The 14664-nt window shown below is 76.4% G+C and carries 16 protein-coding genes; 13 read left to right on the top strand and 3 right to left on the bottom strand.

The features are described 5' to 3' along the window. From G6556_RS01985 to G6556_RS01975, 3 genes are all read left to right on the top strand, one after another. Entirely contained in the window at nucleotides 1–390 is a 390-nt protein-coding gene (locus tag G6556_RS01985; RefSeq protein ID WP_166938125.1) for a hypothetical protein, read from the top strand. Continuing rightward, nucleotides 387–923, top strand: a complete 537-nt coding sequence (locus G6556_RS01980) for a flavin reductase family protein (protein WP_346774669.1) — start codon at nucleotides 387–389, stop codon at nucleotides 921–923. Before G6556_RS01985 ends, G6556_RS01980 begins: the two co-directional genes overlap by 4 nt. Before the next feature lie 249 nt (nucleotides 924–1172). Continuing rightward, nucleotides 1173–2963, top strand: a complete 1791-nt coding sequence (locus G6556_RS01975; RefSeq protein WP_166938123.1) for a VanW family protein — start codon at nucleotides 1173–1175, stop codon at nucleotides 2961–2963. 9 nt (nucleotides 2964–2972) lie between these two features. On the opposite strand, the gene G6556_RS01970 is transcribed toward G6556_RS01975, so the two are convergent. Continuing rightward, nucleotides 2973–3266 (bottom strand): hypothetical protein, encoded by a 294-nt coding sequence (locus G6556_RS01970; RefSeq protein ID WP_166938100.1) that lies wholly within the window; start codon nucleotides 3264–3266, stop codon nucleotides 2973–2975. Between the two features lie 126 nt (nucleotides 3267–3392). Here G6556_RS01970 and fdxA point away from each other — a divergent pair, with 126 nt between their 5' ends. The 5 genes from fdxA to G6556_RS19845 all read left to right on the top strand — a co-directional run bounded on the left by fdxA (nucleotide 3393) and on the right by G6556_RS19845 (nucleotide 8039). Next, entirely contained in the window at nucleotides 3393–3719 is a 327-nt protein-coding gene (gene fdxA / locus G6556_RS01965) for a ferredoxin (RefSeq protein ID WP_166938121.1), read from the top strand. 4 nt (nucleotides 3720–3723) lie between these two features. Then, the gene (dapC, locus tag G6556_RS01960) at nucleotides 3724–4881 is read left to right on the top strand and encodes a succinyldiaminopimelate transaminase (protein ID WP_166938119.1); all 1158 of its coding nucleotides are present in this window, start codon (nucleotides 3724–3726) and stop codon (nucleotides 4879–4881) included. Between the two features lie 237 nt (nucleotides 4882–5118). Beyond that, nucleotides 5119–6417 carry a citrate synthase gene (locus tag G6556_RS01955; protein WP_166938118.1) on the top strand — a complete coding sequence of 433 codons (1299 nt, stop codon included), beginning with the start codon at nucleotides 5119–5121 and terminating at the stop codon, nucleotides 6415–6417. Between the two features lie 90 nt (nucleotides 6418–6507). Further along, nucleotides 6508–7122 carry a PAS domain-containing protein gene (locus G6556_RS01950; RefSeq protein WP_166938116.1) on the top strand — a complete coding sequence of 205 codons (615 nt, stop codon included), beginning with the start codon at nucleotides 6508–6510 and terminating at the stop codon, nucleotides 7120–7122. Then, a complete protein-coding gene (locus tag G6556_RS19845; protein ID WP_166938114.1) occupies nucleotides 7119–8039 on the top strand; it encodes a methyl-accepting chemotaxis protein in 921 nt (306 codons plus the stop codon). The genes G6556_RS01950 and G6556_RS19845 overlap by 4 nt, the downstream gene beginning before the upstream one ends. A gap of 15 nt (nucleotides 8040–8054) precedes the next feature. Here the strand turns inward: G6556_RS19845 and G6556_RS01940 are convergent, their stop codons facing one another. Further along, a complete protein-coding gene (locus tag G6556_RS01940) occupies nucleotides 8055–8975 on the bottom strand; it encodes a hypothetical protein (protein WP_166938112.1) in 921 nt (306 codons plus the stop codon). 4 nt (nucleotides 8976–8979) lie between these two features. Then, nucleotides 8980–9930 (bottom strand): 2,3,4,5-tetrahydropyridine-2,6-dicarboxylate N-succinyltransferase, encoded by a 951-nt coding sequence (dapD, locus tag G6556_RS01935; RefSeq protein ID WP_166938110.1) that lies wholly within the window; start codon nucleotides 9928–9930, stop codon nucleotides 8980–8982. A gap of 59 nt (nucleotides 9931–9989) precedes the next feature. On the opposite strand from dapD, the gene dapE reads away from it, so the two are divergent. The 5 genes from dapE (at nucleotide 9990) to G6556_RS01910 (ending at nucleotide 14614) form a co-directional block, all read left to right on the top strand. Beyond that, on the top strand, nucleotides 9990–11093 hold the full coding sequence (gene dapE / locus G6556_RS01930; protein WP_166938108.1) for a succinyl-diaminopimelate desuccinylase: 1104 nt from the start codon (nucleotides 9990–9992) through the stop codon (nucleotides 11091–11093). 81 nt (nucleotides 11094–11174) lie between these two features. Beyond that, complete coding sequence (locus G6556_RS01925) at nucleotides 11175–12026, top strand: TIGR00730 family Rossman fold protein (RefSeq protein WP_166938106.1); 852 nt, start codon at nucleotides 11175–11177, stop codon at nucleotides 12024–12026. Further along, nucleotides 12016–12960, top strand: a complete 945-nt coding sequence (folP, locus tag G6556_RS01920) for a dihydropteroate synthase (protein ID WP_166938104.1) — start codon at nucleotides 12016–12018, stop codon at nucleotides 12958–12960. Before G6556_RS01925 ends, folP begins: the two co-directional genes overlap by 11 nt. Beyond that, nucleotides 12957–14240: a hypothetical protein gene (locus G6556_RS01915; protein ID WP_166938102.1), complete on the top strand. Its 1284-nt coding sequence runs from the start codon at nucleotides 12957–12959 to the stop codon at nucleotides 14238–14240. The genes folP and G6556_RS01915 overlap by 4 nt, the downstream gene beginning before the upstream one ends. A gap of 206 nt (nucleotides 14241–14446) precedes the next feature. After that, nucleotides 14447–14614, top strand: a complete 168-nt coding sequence (locus tag G6556_RS01910) for a DUF3117 domain-containing protein (protein WP_082812748.1) — start codon at nucleotides 14447–14449, stop codon at nucleotides 14612–14614. Nucleotides 14615–14664: the final 50 nt, after the last annotated feature.

The raw sequence follows: 14664 nt of genomic DNA, 5'->3' as shown, positions 1-14664 counted from the left end.
GTGCAGCCCCTGACGACCCGGATGGTCCTCCGCGCCCTCGGCGCCCTGCTGCTCGGCGTCCTCGTCGGCGCCGTCGGCACCGTGATGCACCGGTCCGTCCGGCCCTGGGGGCTCGTCGTCTGCCTGCTGCTCGTGCTCGCCGCCTCGGTGACCGCGCGGGCGTGGGGCGGCTGGGTCGCGTCGGTGGGGCTGCTGGTGGGGCTGTTCGGCAGCGTGCAGGTGCTGTCCGGGTTCGGCCCGGGCGGGGACGTGCTGGTGCCGGGCGGCGACGCGGTCCTCGGCTGGACCTGGGCGCTCGGCGCGCTGGCGGTCGCGCTCGCCGTGGCGCTGGCCCCGCGCCGCTGGTTCGCCGACGTGCCGCTGCGCGGGCGCCGCCCGAGCGCGTCGTGACCGAGGTCGACCCGCTCTACGGGGACGGGTCCGCGCCGCCCGGGTCCGCCGCGGCCACGGACGCGTTCCGGGCCGCGATGGGTCGGCTGCCGGCGGGCGTGGTCGTGGTGTCCGTGCGCTGGAAGGGCACCGACCACGCGATGACCGCCTCGGCGCTGACCTCCGTGTCGCTGGACCCGCCGATGCTGCTGCTCTGCGTGCACCAGGACGCGCGGCTGCGGGACGCCCTCGACGACGTCGACACCTGGGCGGTCAGCGTGCTCGCGGACGACCAGGCCCCGGTCGCGGACTGGCTCGCCTCGCCCGGACGACCCGCCGTCGGGCAGCTGGACCGGGTGCCGCACGTGGCGGCGCCGCGGTCGGGTGCCGCCTGGGTGTCCGACGCGGCCGCGTGGTTCGAGTGCCGGACCTCCCGGATCGTGCCCGCCGGGGACCACGACGTCGTGCTGGCGGACGTCCTGGAGTCGCGCGAGGGCGACCCGGCGGCGGGCTCCCTCGTCCACCTGCGCCGACGGGTGCGCGGGCTGCGCTGACCCGCACCCCGGCCCGCGCCGGGACCCGACCCGAGCCCGCGCCCAGACCCGCACCCCGGCCCGCGCCGAGACCCGACCCAGGCCCGCGCTCGGCGGGGTCGGCACCGGCGCCGACGTCGTTGCGAAGTCGTGACCTGCGAACCGGCCCAAACCGGGGCACCGGCGCGGGTCGCCGGCGGGTGGCGGCCGTAGAATCGGCGGTCGCGGCGCCCTGATCCCGGCGCCGCGCACTCGCGAGGGGGAACCTGGATGGCGAAGGGCAGCGCGGAGGGCACCGAGCCCGTCGTGGACGGCGAGGGGCCCGCGGAGTCGTGGTCCCCGCTGGACGAGTTCGAGCCCGACCGCCCGCGGCGCCGCTGGCTGCGCACGACGCTGATCGTCGGCGGGGTCGTCGTGGTCCTCGCGGGCGCCTACGTCGGCGCGGCCTTCGCCCTGGCCGACCGGGTCCCGCGCGGCACGACCGTCGCCGGCGTCGAGATCGGCGGCATGACCGCCGCCCGCGCCGAGCAGGCCCTGACCGACGGGCTCGGCGACCTCGCGACCGAGCCCGTGCCGGTCAGCGCGCAGGACATGTCCGGCACGGTCGACCCGGCCACCGCGGGCCTCACGTTCGACGCGTCCGCCACCGTCGACCGGCTCACCGGCGCGGACCTGCGCCCGCAGCGGCTGTGGCGGCACCTCGTGGGCGGCGGCGCGGAGGACCCGGTCACGGTCGTCGACGAGCCGGCGCTGGACGCCGCCGTCGAGCAGCTGTCCGGGTCGCTGACCCTGGCGCCGGTCGACGGCTCGATCGCGTTCGCGGACGGCGAGGCGCACGCGGTCGCCGCCGAGGACGGCTGGGCGCTGGACGACGACGCGGCGCGGGCGACGCTGGTCGACACCTGGCTGACCGCGGCGCGCCCGCTCGAGCTCGCCACCGAGGTGGTCGCGCCGGCGATCACCCAGGAGGCCACCGACGCCGCGCTGCAGGACGTCGCGTCGCGCGTGGTGGCCGCCCCGGTCGCCGTCCAGGTCGCCGGCCAGACGGTCGAGCTGCCCGTGGACGTGCTCGCCGCGGCGGCGTCGATGGTGCCGCAGGACGACGAGCTGGTGCTGCAGATGGACGGCGCCGCGCTGGTCGAGGCCGTGCTCGCGCGGTCCACGAACCTGCTCACCACCGCCTCGGACGCGCGGTTCGAGTTCCAGGACGGCTCCCCGGTGATCGTCCCCGGGACGCCCGGCACCACGCTGGACCCGGCGACGCTCGCCACGGCGGTCGCGGACGCGACCCAGGCGGACCAGCGGGACGCCGCGGTCGAGCTGGTCGAGTCCGACCCCGCGCAGACCACCGAGGCGCTGCAGGCGCTCGGCGTGACCACGGTCGTCTCGGAGTTCTCCACCCCGCTGACCTCCGAGCCGCGCCGCACGCAGAACATCGCCGCGGGCGCCGCCGCCATCTCCGGCACGCTGGTCCGGCCGGGGGAGACCTTCAGCCTGACCGACGCGCTCGGCCCGATCGACGCCGCGCACGGCTTCACCACCGCCGGCGCGATCGTCAGCGGCGAGCACACGGACGCCTGGGGCGGCGGGCTGTCCCAGCTGTCGACCACCACGTACAACGCCGCGTACTTCGCCGGCATGGAGGACGTGGAGCACAAGCCGCACTCCGAGTGGTTCACCCGGTACCCGGCCGGCCGCGAGGCGACGCTGTTCACCGGCACGCTCGACATGCGGTGGAAGAACACCACCCCCTACGGCGCGCTGGTCCAGGCGTACGTCGCCGACGGCAAGACCTGGGTCCGGATCTGGAGCACCCCGTACTTCGAGGTGACCACCGAGGCCGGCCCGAAGACCAACGTCGTGCAGCCGACCACGGTGTACTCGCAGTCCGCGACGTGCTCGCCGCAGTCCGCGGGCAACCCGGGCTTCCGGATCACGAACACCCGGACCATCAAGCTCAACGGCGAGGTCGTCGCCGTCGAGCCGTCGACCTGGACCTACAAGGCGCAGAACAAGGTGGTCTGCGGGGCGGACCCGGCGACGGCGGCCCCGGCGGGCTGAGCCGGGCGGTCAGCGCCGCGGGCGCCGCTGCGGGGCGGGCGGCACGACCTTGCCCAGCGCGATCTCCGCGCCGGGCACGCGCACGTCGCCCGCTCGTCGGGTGCGCACGGTGACGCCGTCGTCGTCCACCGCGACGAGGTCGCCCAGGACGTCGGTGTACGGCTGCGGCTCGCCCGGCGGCTGGCGGCGGCGGACGACGACGCGCTGACCGACCCGCCACGCGCGCCACGGGGCGTGCGCCGGGCCGTCCCCGGGACCGCCCTGCCCGCGGGCGTCGGCGGGGCCCGCGTCGTCGCTGCTCACGTGTGGTCCCCGTCTCGTCGTCCCCTGCTGCGCCGGTCGTGCGCAGGTGAGCGATACTAGGAGCAGCCAGCCCGAGCCGACCCGGACCGCGCCCGACCGACGAGGCCGGGGCGCGTGGAGGACACCGTGACGTATGTGATCGCCCAGCCCTGCGTGGACGTCAAGGACAAGGCGTGCATCGAGGAGTGCCCGGTCGACTGCATCTACGAGGGCAAGCGGTCGCTGTACATCCACCCCGACGAGTGCGTGGACTGCGGCGCCTGCGAGCCGGTGTGCCCGGTCGAGGCCATCTACTACGAGGACGACGTCCCCGAGCAGTGGAGCGAGTACTACAAGGCGAACGTCGAGTTCTTCGACGACCTGGGCTCGCCGGGCGGCGCGGCCAAGATGGGCGTGATCGAGAAGGACCACCCCGTCATCGCCACGCTGCCGCTCCAGGTGCGCGGCGAGTAGGCGCGTGGGTCTGCACACCGGCGCGCTGCCGGACTTCCCCTGGGACACCCTGACGGCGTACGGGGACCGGGCGCGCGCGCACCCGGACGGCATCGTCGACCTGTCCGTGGGCACGCCCGTGGACCCGACGCCCGAGGTGGTCCGGCGCGCGCTGGCGGACGCCGCCGACGCGCCCGGCTACCCGCAGACCTGGGGCACGCCCGCGCTGCGCGAGGCCGTCGTCGCCTGGTACGCCCGGCGCCGCGGCGTCCCCGGCCTGGACCCGGCGGGCGTGCTGCCGACCGTCGGCTCGAAGGAGCTCGTCGCCCTGCTGCCCGCGCTGCTGCGCCTGGGCGCGGGGGACCTGGTCGCGCACCCGGCCGCCGCCTACCCGACGTACGACGTCGGTGCGCGGCTGGCCGGCGCGGAGCCGGTCGCGACCGACGACCCGGCCGCGCTGCTCGCCGGCCCAGACGGCGACCGCGTGCGGCTGGTGTGGCTGAACTGCCCGGGCAACCCGGACGGCCGGGTGCTCGGCGTCGACGAGCTGCGCGCCGTGGTCGACGCCGCCCGCGCCGCCGCGGCGCGCACCGGCCGGCCCGTCGTGGTGGCGTCGGACGAGTGCTACGCCGAGCTGGCGTGGGACGAGCCCTGGGCGTCCGACGGCGTGCCGAGCGTGCTGGACCCGCGGGTGACCGGCGGCGACGTGACCGGCCTGCTCGCGCTGTACTCGCTGTCCAAGCAGTCCAACCTCGCGGGCTACCGCGCGGCCTTCGCGGCGGGCGACCCGGCGCTGGTGGCCGACCTGCTCGCGACCCGCAAGCACGTCGGCATGATCGTGCCGGCACCGGTGCAGGCCGCGATGACGGCCGCGCTGGGCGACGACGCGCACGTGGCCGAGCAGCGCGAGCGGTACCGCGCGCGGCGGACCGCCCTGCTGGCGGCCCTCGCGGGCGCCGGGCTGGTCGTCGACCGGTCGGCGGCCGGGCTGTACCTGTGGGCGCGGCCGGCCGAGGGCGACGACGACTGCTGGGCCACCGTGGGCCGCCTGGCCGAGCGCGGCGTCCTCGTCGCGCCCGGGTCGTTCTACGGCGCGCCGAGGCACGTGCGGATCGCGCTCACCGGGACCGACGAGCGGATCGCGGCGGCGGCTGCGCGGCTGGCGGCGGTCGGCGCGCGCTGACCCGCCCGGTCGCTCGCCGCGGGGCGCGCGACCTGCGAGCGAGCGTGTGACCCTCGTCACAGCGCCTCGCGCCGCTCCCGGGATGGTTCCGCCCCCGGACGGCACGTAGCCTCGACGCAGGCCGAGCCACCCCCGTGGTGCGCGCCCGCACCGCAGCGGCCGCCGGCAACCTGACCTGCACGACCTCGCGGACCGGACCGAGGTCCGAGCCCCGCACACCGCCCGAGGAGGAGCGCCATGTCCGACGTCACCACCGAGCCTGTCCAGCTGGTCGTCGACGGCACCCCGCACGACCTGCCGGTGGTGCGCGCGACCGAGGGCAACGACGGCGTCGTCGTGTCGTCGCTGCTGCGCGAGACCGGCCTGGTCACCGTCGACCCCGGCTTCATGAACACCGCGTCCTGCGAGTCGCAGATCACCTACATCGACGGCGACGCCGGCATCCTGCGCTACCGCGGGTACCCGATCGACCAGCTCGCGGAGCGGTCGTCGTTCCTCGAGGTCGCCTACCTGCTCATCAACGGCGAGCTGCCCACGACGGACCAGCTCGAGGCGTTCGTCGAGCGGATCAACCGGCACACGTTCGTGCACGAGAACTTCCGCACCTTCATGGGCACCTTCCCCTCGGGCGCGCACCCGATGGCGGTCATGTCGTCGGCGATCAACGCGCTGCCGACGTTCTACCCGGAGTCGCTCGACCCGTTCGACCCCGCGACCGTCGAGCTCGCGACCGTGCTCATCCTCGCGAAGACCCGCACCATCACGTCGTACCTGCACCGCACGTCCCGGGGCGAGCCGCTGCTGTACCCGGACTACTCGCGCGGGTACATCGAGGACTTCCTGCGGATGACGTTCGCCGTCCCGTACCAGCAGTACGACGTCGACCCCACCGTCGTCCGTGCCCTCGACAAGCTGCTCATCCTGCACGCCGACCACGAGCAGAACTGCTCGACCTCGACCGTGCGGATCGTCGGCTCCAGCCACGCGAACCTGTACGCGTCGGTCGCCGCGGGCATCAACGCCCTGTCCGGCCCGCTGCACGGCGGCGCCAACGAGGCCGTGCTGAAGATGCTCGCCGAGATCCAGGCGAACGGCGGCGACGCCACGGAGTTCATGCGCCGGGTCAAGAACAAGGAGCAGGGCGTCCGGCTCATGGGCTTCGGGCACCGGGTCTACAAGAACTACGACCCGCGCGCCGCCATCGTGAAGGAGAGCGCCGACGCGGTGCTCGCCGCGCTCGGCAAGGACAACGAGCTGCTGGACATCGCGCGCACCCTCGAGGAGATCGCGCTGTCCGACGAGTACTTCATCTCGCGCAAGCTCTACCCGAACGTCGACTTCTACACCGGCCTGATCTACAAGGCGATGGGCTTCGACGAGCGCATGTTCACGCCGCTGTTCGCGCTCGGCCGGATGCCCGGCTGGATCGCGCAGTGGCGGGAGATGATGACCGACCCGCAGACCAAGATCGGCCGCCCGCGCCAGGTGTACTCGGGCTCGCCGGAGCGGACCTTCGTCCCGGTCGAGGAGCGCTGACCCCGCGCTCGCCCGACCGGGCGAGCGCTTCCCCCGGATCGAGCCGGACGAACCGGTCAGAACCCGACGAGCCGGACCGATCCGGGGGGCATGTCGCCCACCGAGGCCGCGCACCGGCGCGGTACCGGCCGGCGGCCAGGACCCGCGCGTGGGCGACGCGCGGTACGGCCGACCGGCGTCGAGCGGGCCTTCGGGCCCGAGGAGATCATCGTCTCCAAGACGGACCCCCACGGGGTCGTCACGTACGCGAACGACGTGTTCGTGCGCGTCAGCGGGTACGCCGAGGACGAGATCCTCGGCGCCCCGCACAACCTCATCCGGCACCCGGCCATGCCGCGGGCGGTGTTCCGGCTCATGTGGGACGTCATCCCCACGGGTCAGGAGCTGTTCGCGTACGTGCTGAACCTCGCGGCGGACGGCGGGCACTACTGGGTGCTCGCGCACGTCACCGCCTCGCGCGGCCGGGACGGCCAGGTGGTCGGGTACCACTCGAACCGCCGCTGGGTGCCGCCGGGCACGCGGCGCACCGTCGCCGACCTGTACGCCCGGGTGCGGGCGGCGGAGGACGCGCAGGGCAGCACGCCGGACGCGCTCGCCGCGGGGGCGGCCGCGCTGGGTGCGGCACTGGACGACGCCGGGCTGACGTACGACGCGTGGGTGTGGTCGCTCGCCGGCCGCGACGACGCCGACGGGGGTGCCGCATGACCGCGAGGACGAGGCGAGCGCCGGCGGTGGTGCCGGGGGAGCACCACTCGACCGAGGCGGCCGCGCTGGAGGCGATCGCCGCGTTCTGCGAGCGGATCGCGGCGGGGGACCTCGAGGGCCGGCTGCCGGCGCTCGGGGACGACCCCGCCGTGCGCCGCGCCCGCGCGTCGCTGAACCGGCTGGCCGATCTGGTCGACGCCTACGTCCGCGAGTCCCAGGCGTCGCTGACCGCGGCGGGCGAGGGCCGGTTCCACCGCCGGTTCCTGCGGCGCGGGATGCCGGGGGCGTTCCGGGAGGGCGCGGCGCGGATCGACGGCGCGCGGGCGGACCTGGGGCGGGCGGCGTCCGCCACCGCGCGGGACCGGGCGGAGCGGGCCGACCTGGCCGAGCGGATGGTCGCGGTCGCCGAGCGGGTCGCCGAGAGCGCCCAGCGGCTCGCGTCCTCGGCCGCCGCCCTCGGTGCCGCGGCCGAGCAGGCCACCACCGCCGCGCGGGACTCCCGGGCCACGGTCCGGGAGCTCGCCGACACCTCCGGGCAGATCGACGAGGCCGCCGGGCTGGTCAAGGCGATCGCCAGCCGCACGCGGCTGCTCGCGCTCAACGCGACCATCGAGGCGGCGCGGGCGGGAGAGGCGGGGCGTGGGTTCGCGGTCGTCGCCCAGGAGGTGCGGGCCCTCGCCGACGACTCCGCCGGCCGTTCGGACGACATCGCGCGGCAGGTGTCCGAGGCGCAGGCCGTCGCCGACCAGGCCGGCCGCGCGATCGGGCGGATCGACGAGATCGTGGCGGGCATGTCCGGCCAGGTCGAGGCGGTCGCGGCGGCCGCGGGCGGCGGCTCGGACGCCCAGGGCGCGGGTCTGGCCGAGCTCGCGGAGCAGCTCCGCGAGGAGATCACCGCCTTCGCGTCCCTCCGCTGACCGCCGGGCCGGGCGTCAGGGGGCCGCGGCCAGGGTGAGGGCGACCGTGCCCTCCGGGACCGCACCGGCGTCGGCCGCCGCGCCGCCCGCGACCCACCCCTCGCCGCCGCGCTCCCACCGGCTGTCCCCGACCTCGACCGCCTCGACGGCCAGCGCCTCCGCCACGGCGACCGACCACTGCGCCACCGCCCAGGACGCGCGCACCGGGTCGCCGCCGGTCGCGGCCGTCAGCCCCGCGACGTCGAGCAGCACCACGGGGCCCGTCGACCCGTCGGCCGAGCCGTCGACGGCCGTCGACACCGACCCGCCGAAGTCCCGCTGCACGCGCGCGGCTACCGTGTCGACGTTCCCGGGCCCCGTCGCCGGGTCGAGGTCGCAGTCCAGCGTCGCGGGCGTCCAGCCGGTCAGCGCCGACGCCCACGCCCGGGACCGGCCCTCGTGCTGGGCGTACGCGTCCGGGAACCCGGACCGCTGCACGGCCTGAGCGGCCTCGGTCACCGGGAGCTCGGTGTACCCGGGCACGGCGACCAGCCCGTCGTAGAACTTCCCGGTCGAGTACACCGGGTCCATGATCTGCTCGACGGTGCCCCAGCCCTGGGAGGGGCGCTGCTGGAACAGCCCGACGGAGTCGCGGTCGCCGTAGTCGATGTTGATCAGCCGGGACTCCTGCAGCGCGGTCGCGAGCCCGATGGTCGCGGCGCGCGCGGGCAGGCCCCGCTGCGCGGAGGTCGCGGCGATCAGCGCGGCGTTGTCCGCCTGGTCGGCCGACAGCGCCCACGCGGTGCCATCGACGGTCGCGGTGCACCGCCGGGACGCCGGTGCGGGCGAGGTCCCGCCGAGCGCCCAGACCACCGCGCCGACGGCACCGGCCAGCAGGACGACGGCGGCGAGCGCGGCGCAGCCGAGGCGCGAGGCCGTGCTGCTGCGGCGGGCCACGGCGTCAGTTCGCGTGCAGGGCGGCGTTGAGCGTGATGCCGGTGCCGGTGCGCGCGACGGCCTCGACGCCGCCGGTGAGCGAGTTGCGCCGGAACAGCACGCCGTCGGAGCCGGAGAGCTCGCGGGCCTTGACGACGCGCGGGGCGCCGTCCTCGCCGGTCTGGCCGACCAGGGTCACCTTGGTGCCGGCGGTCAGGTACAGGCCGGCCTCCACGACGCAGTCGTCGCCGAGCGTGATGCCGAGGCCGGCGTTCGCGCCGAGCAGCGACCGCTCGCCGATCGACACCCGCTCGCGCCCGCCGCCGGACAGCGTGCCCATGATGGACGCGCCGCCGCCGATGTCGCTGCCCTCGCCGACGACGACGCCCTGCGAGATGCGGCCCTCGACCATCGACGTGCCGAGCGTGCCGGCGTTGAAGTTCACGAAGCCCTCGTGCATCACCGTGGTGCCGGCGGCGAGGTGCGCCCCGAGCCGGACGCGGTCGGCGTCGGCGACCCGCACGCCCGAGGGGAGCACGTAGTCGACCATCCGCGGGAACTTGTCGACGCCGTACACCGTGACGGGACGACCGGTCGCGGCGCGCAGGCGGGCGCGGGTGGTCTCGAAGCCGTCGACCGCGCAGGGCCCGTGGTCGGTCCACACCACGTTCGGCAGCGCGGCGAAGATGCCGTCGAGGTTGAGCGTGTTCGGCGCCGCGAGCCGGTGGGACAGCAGGTGCAGCCGGAGGTACGCGTCGGCGGTGTCGACCGGCTCGGCGTCCAGGTCGATCACGGTCAGCACGGTCTCGGTGCGCGTGCCGCGGGCCGGGTCCGTCGTGACCAGCGCCGCCAGCTCCTCGGGGCACTCCGCGGCCGGCGGCACCTCGCCCAGCGCGGGCTGGGGGTACCAGGTGTCCAGCACGAGGGAGTCGGAGACGGTGGCCAGGCCCCAGGCCCAGGCGGTGCGGTCGGTCATGGCGTCCAGCCTAGGGGCCGCCGGCGAGGCGGGGACCGTCCGCGGGTAGGGTCGCGGGCGTGACGACGACCACCCCGCTCGACCTGACCGCCGACCTCACGACCCTCACCGCCGCGATCTGCGACATCGCCTCCGTGAGCGGCGACGAGGCGGCGCTGGCCGACGCGGTGGAGGCCGCCCTGCGCGGGTACCCGCACCTCGAGGTGCTGCGCGACGGCGACGCGGTGGTCGCCCGGACGCACCTGGGCCGGGCCGCGCGGGTCGTGGTCGCCGGGCACATCGACACCGTGCCGCTGACCACGGACCCCGCGAACCTGCCGACCCGGCTCGAGGGCGCCGGCGCGGACGCGGTGCTCTGGGGCCGCGGGACGGTCGACATGAAGGGCGGGGTCGCGGTGCAGCTGGCGCTCGCGGCCGCGCTGACCGAGCCGACGCGGGACGTCACCTGGGTGTTCTACGACCACGAGGAGGTCGAGGCGTCGCTCAACGGCCTGGGCCGGATCGCGCGGGAGCACCCCGACTGGCTCGCGGCCGACTTCGCGGTGCTGTGCGAGCCGACGGACGCGGGCCTGGAGGGCGGGTGCAACGGCACGCTGCGTGCCGAGGTCCGGGTGCCGGGCGTCGCCGCGCACTCGGCGCGCGCCTGGACCGGGGTGAACGCGATCCACGGGGCCGCGCCGGTGCTCGCGCGGCTGGCGGCGTACGAGCCGGCGTCGGTCGAGGTGGACGGCCTGGTGTACCGCGAGGGGCTCAACGCGGTGCTGATCAGCGGCGGCGTCGCGACCAACGTGGTGCCCGACCGCTGCGTCGTGACCGTGAACTACCGGTTCGCGCCGTCCCGGTCCGTCGCCGAGGCGGAGGCGCACGTGCGCGACCTGCTCGACGGCTTCGAGGTCGTCGTCACCGACTCCGCCGCCGGTGCGCGCCCCGGGCTGGACGACCCGGCCGCGGCCGAGTTCGCCGCCGCGGTGCTCGGCGTCACCGGCGGGGCCCCGGCGCCGAAGTACGGCTGGACGGACGTCGCCCGGTTCTCGGAGCTCGGGGTGCCCGCGGTCAACTTCGGCCCCGGCGACCCGCTGCTCGCGCACAAGGACGACGAGCGCCTGCCGGTCGCCCAGCTCGCGCTGTGCCACGACGCGCTCCGGGCCTGGCTGACGGCCTGACCCAGCCGGTCACGCGGGGTTCACCCGGCCGCCGCCGGGTGCCCCGGTGCGTGCACCGCCACGGACCGTAGAGTCGGGGCCATGAGCGACGACGGCGTTCCCGTGCCGGGTTCGGGCTACCGCAAGGGCCCCGTGCTGCTGCGGCGCGGGCAGATCCCGACCACCACGTCCGACCAGCGGCTGCTGTCCGGCGGCGACGGCGCCGACTGGTTGCACGGCGACCCGTGGCGGGTCATGCGGATCCAGAGCGAGTTCGTCGAGGGCTTCGGCGCCCTCGCGGAGCTCGGCCCCGCCGTCAGCGTGTTCGGCTCCGCGCGCACGCTGCCCGAGCACCCGGACTTCGCGCTCGGCGAGGAGGTCGGCCGGCGGCTGGCCGAGGCCGGCTACGCGGTCATCACCGGCGGCGGGCCCGGCATCATGTCCGCCGCGAACAAGGGCGCCTCGGAGGCCGGCGGGCTGTCGGTCGGGCTCGGCATCGAGCTGCCGTTCGAGCAGGGCATGAACCCGTGGGTCGACCTCGGGGTCAACTTCCGGTACTTCTTCGCCCGCAAGACGATGTTCGTGAAGTACGCCGAGGGCTTCATCGTGCTGCCCGGCGGGTTCGGCACCTTCGACGAGCTGTTCGAGGCGCTGACGCTGGTGCAGACGCACAAGGTCACCGAGTTCCCGATCGTCCTGGTCGGGACCGACTACTGGCAGGGGCTGCTCGACTGGCTGCGTGGCCCGGTGCTGGAGCGCGGCATGATCCGCGAGGCCGACCTCGCGCTGATCCGGCTGGTCGACGACCCGGAGGAGGCCGTGCAGATCGTGCGCGACCGGGGCGTGGAGCTGCGGGCCGCCGAGCGCGCGGCGGCGGCGGAGGCGGAGCGGGCGCAGGAGGAGGCCGAGGCGGAGGTGGCGGACGAGGCGGAGGACGCCCCGGGTGGGCGCTGAGCCCGCCGGCGGCGCGGGCGTCCCCGCGCCGGGTGCGCCGCTGCTGCTCCGCGGCCGCTGGTTCGGGCCCGGCCGCCCCGTCGTGATGGCGGTCGTGAACCGCACGCCCGACTCGTTCTACGCCGCCGCCCGGTACGACGACGCCGGGGCCGACGCGGCCGTCGCGCGCGCCGAGGAGGAGGGCGCCGACCTGGTCGACCTCGGTGGCGTGCGCGCCGGGCGCGGCCCGGCCGTCGACGCGGCGGAGGAGATCGCGCGGGTCGTCCCGCTGGTCGAGCGGGTCCGCCGCCGGCACCCCGACCTCCTGGTCAGCGTGGACACCTGGCGGGCGGAGGTCGCGCGCGCCGCCGCCGACGCTGGCGCTGACCTGCTCAACGACACCTGGGCCGGGCACGACCCGGCGCTCGTCGAGGTCGCCGCGGAGCGCGGGCTGGGCGTGGTGTGCTCGCACACGGGCGGGCTGCCGCCGCGCACCGACCCGCTGCGGGTGTCGTACCCGCTGCCCGACGACGCCCCCGCGGACGCGGACCCCCGGGACGGGGTGCTGCTCGACGTCCTCGCGACGCTGCGGGCGGCGGCGTCGCGGGCCGTCGACCTCGGCGTGCACCCGGCGAGCGTGCTGGTGGACCCGACGCACGACTTCGGCAAGAGCACCTGGCACTCGCTGCACCTGGTGCGGCGCACGGCCGCGCTGACCGCGCTCGGGCACCCGGTGCTGGTCGCGCTGTCCCGCAAGGACTTCGTCGGGGAGACGCTCGACCTGCCGCCCGAGGACCGGCTGGAGGGCACCCTCGCCGCGACCTCGCTGGCCGCCTGGCTCGGCGCGCGGGTGTTCCGGGCGCACGACGTCCGGGCGACGCGGCGCACCGTCGACATGGTCGCGGCGATCCGCGGCGACGCCCCGCCGGCGCGGGCCGTGCGGGGTCTCGCGTGACGGCCGGCCCCGGGGCGGCGGGGCCCGGCGCGGACGGCTCCGGCGGCGCCGCGCCGGCGGACGCCCCCGCGCGGCGCGCCCTCGACCCCCGCACCTGGCCGTGGTGGGCGCAGGCGCTCGCGGTGTACGGCGCCGCCCGCGCGTTCTCCGCCGTCGTGCTGCTCGTCGTCGCCACCCGGCAGGCGGCCAGCGGCTGGACCGACGCCTCCCCGGGCTACGCGGACTACACGGGCCTGATGTGGGACGCGACCTGGTACCGGACCATCGCCGAGGGCGGGTACCCCGCGCAGCTGCCGGTCGGCGTCGACGGCGTCGTGCAGCAGAACGCGTGGGCGTTCTTCCCGCTGTACCCGTTCCTGGTGCGCGCGCTGATGACGGTCACCGGCGGGTCGTGGGCCGTGGTCGCACCCACCGTGTCCCTGCTCGCGGGGGCCGGGGCGGTGCTGCTGGTGCACCGCGTGGTGGTGCGCGGGGCGCCTCGCGCCGTGGCCGCGCGCCCGGGGCTGCCGCTGGCCACGGTGCTGCTGGTCAGCGTGTTCCCGACGTCGGTGGTGCTCCAGGTCGGCTACACGGAGTCGCTCGCCCTGCTCCTGGTCGCCGCTTCGCTGCTCGCGATCGTCACCCGGCGGTACGGCTGGGCGTGCGCCGCGGTGCTCGCGCTGGGGTTCACCCGCGCCGTCGCGCTCCCCGTGGCCGTCGTCGTCGCGGTGCACGCGCTGGTGCGCTGGCGCGAGTGGCGCGCGGCGGGGGAGCGGCCCCCGGGTCGCGACCTCGCCGGCATCGCGGCCGTGGGGGTCGCCGCGGTGGTGTCGGGGTTCGCGTGGCTCGCGATCTGCGGCTGGGTCACCGGGGTGCCCGACGCGTACCTGCAGACCCAGGAGGCGTGGCGCGGCGCCGCGACGACCGCGCCGTTCGCGGGCTGGACGTACGTGCCCGCGTTCTGGTTCGGGGGCGCGGCGCCCCTGGTGGTGCTCGCGGCCGCCGCGTTCGTGGTCGCGTGCCTGGTCACGCCGTCGGCCTGGCGGCTCGGCCGGGAGCTGCACGCCTGGTCGGCCGCCTACCTGCTGTACCTCGCGGCCGCGGTCGAGCCCGGCAGCAGCCTGGCGCGGTTCCTGCTGCTGGCGTTCCCGCTCGGCGCCGCCACGGCGGGCCTCGTCACGCGGCCGCGCGCCGCGCGGTGGGCGTGGACCGGCGGCGTCGTGGTCCTCATGCTCGTGCTCCAGGTGGTCTGGGTCTGGCACATCTGGCGGTTCGTGCCGCCGTCCGGGTGGCCGCCGTGACCCCCGCGCGTCCGCGCCGCAGGGGCCTGACGAGGGGGTTGACGCGCCCGCCGCGCGCGGACGGCCCCGCCTTGTCGCCCCGGTGAACTAGACTGCGGGTTGGACATCCGGGAGCCGGAGGCCCGCTCCTGCCCGCCCCGCCCCCCGCGGACGCGGAGGTGACGGGCGCCCGGAGGCCCAGCTGACGACGCGAAGGAGAGCCACGCATGGCCGCGATGAAGCCGAGGACTGGTGACGGTCCGCTCGAGGTGACCAAGGAGGGCCGCGGCATCGTCATGCGGGTCCCGCTCGAGGGCGGTGGCCGACTCGTCGTCGAGCTCAACGCGACCGAGGCGCAGGAGCTGGGCGAGGCCCTCACCTCCGTCGTCTCCTGACGGCGCGGGGCTCGCTCACGCCGTGGCTCGTTCCCTGACCCCGCCCCCCC

Origin of the sequence: Cellulomonas sp. IC4_254, assembly GCF_011603975.1 — a bacterium.
Taxonomy (GTDB): domain Bacteria; phylum Actinomycetota; class Actinomycetes; order Actinomycetales; family Cellulomonadaceae; genus Cellulomonas.
This window is presented reverse-complemented; position numbering and strand designations above follow the sequence as displayed.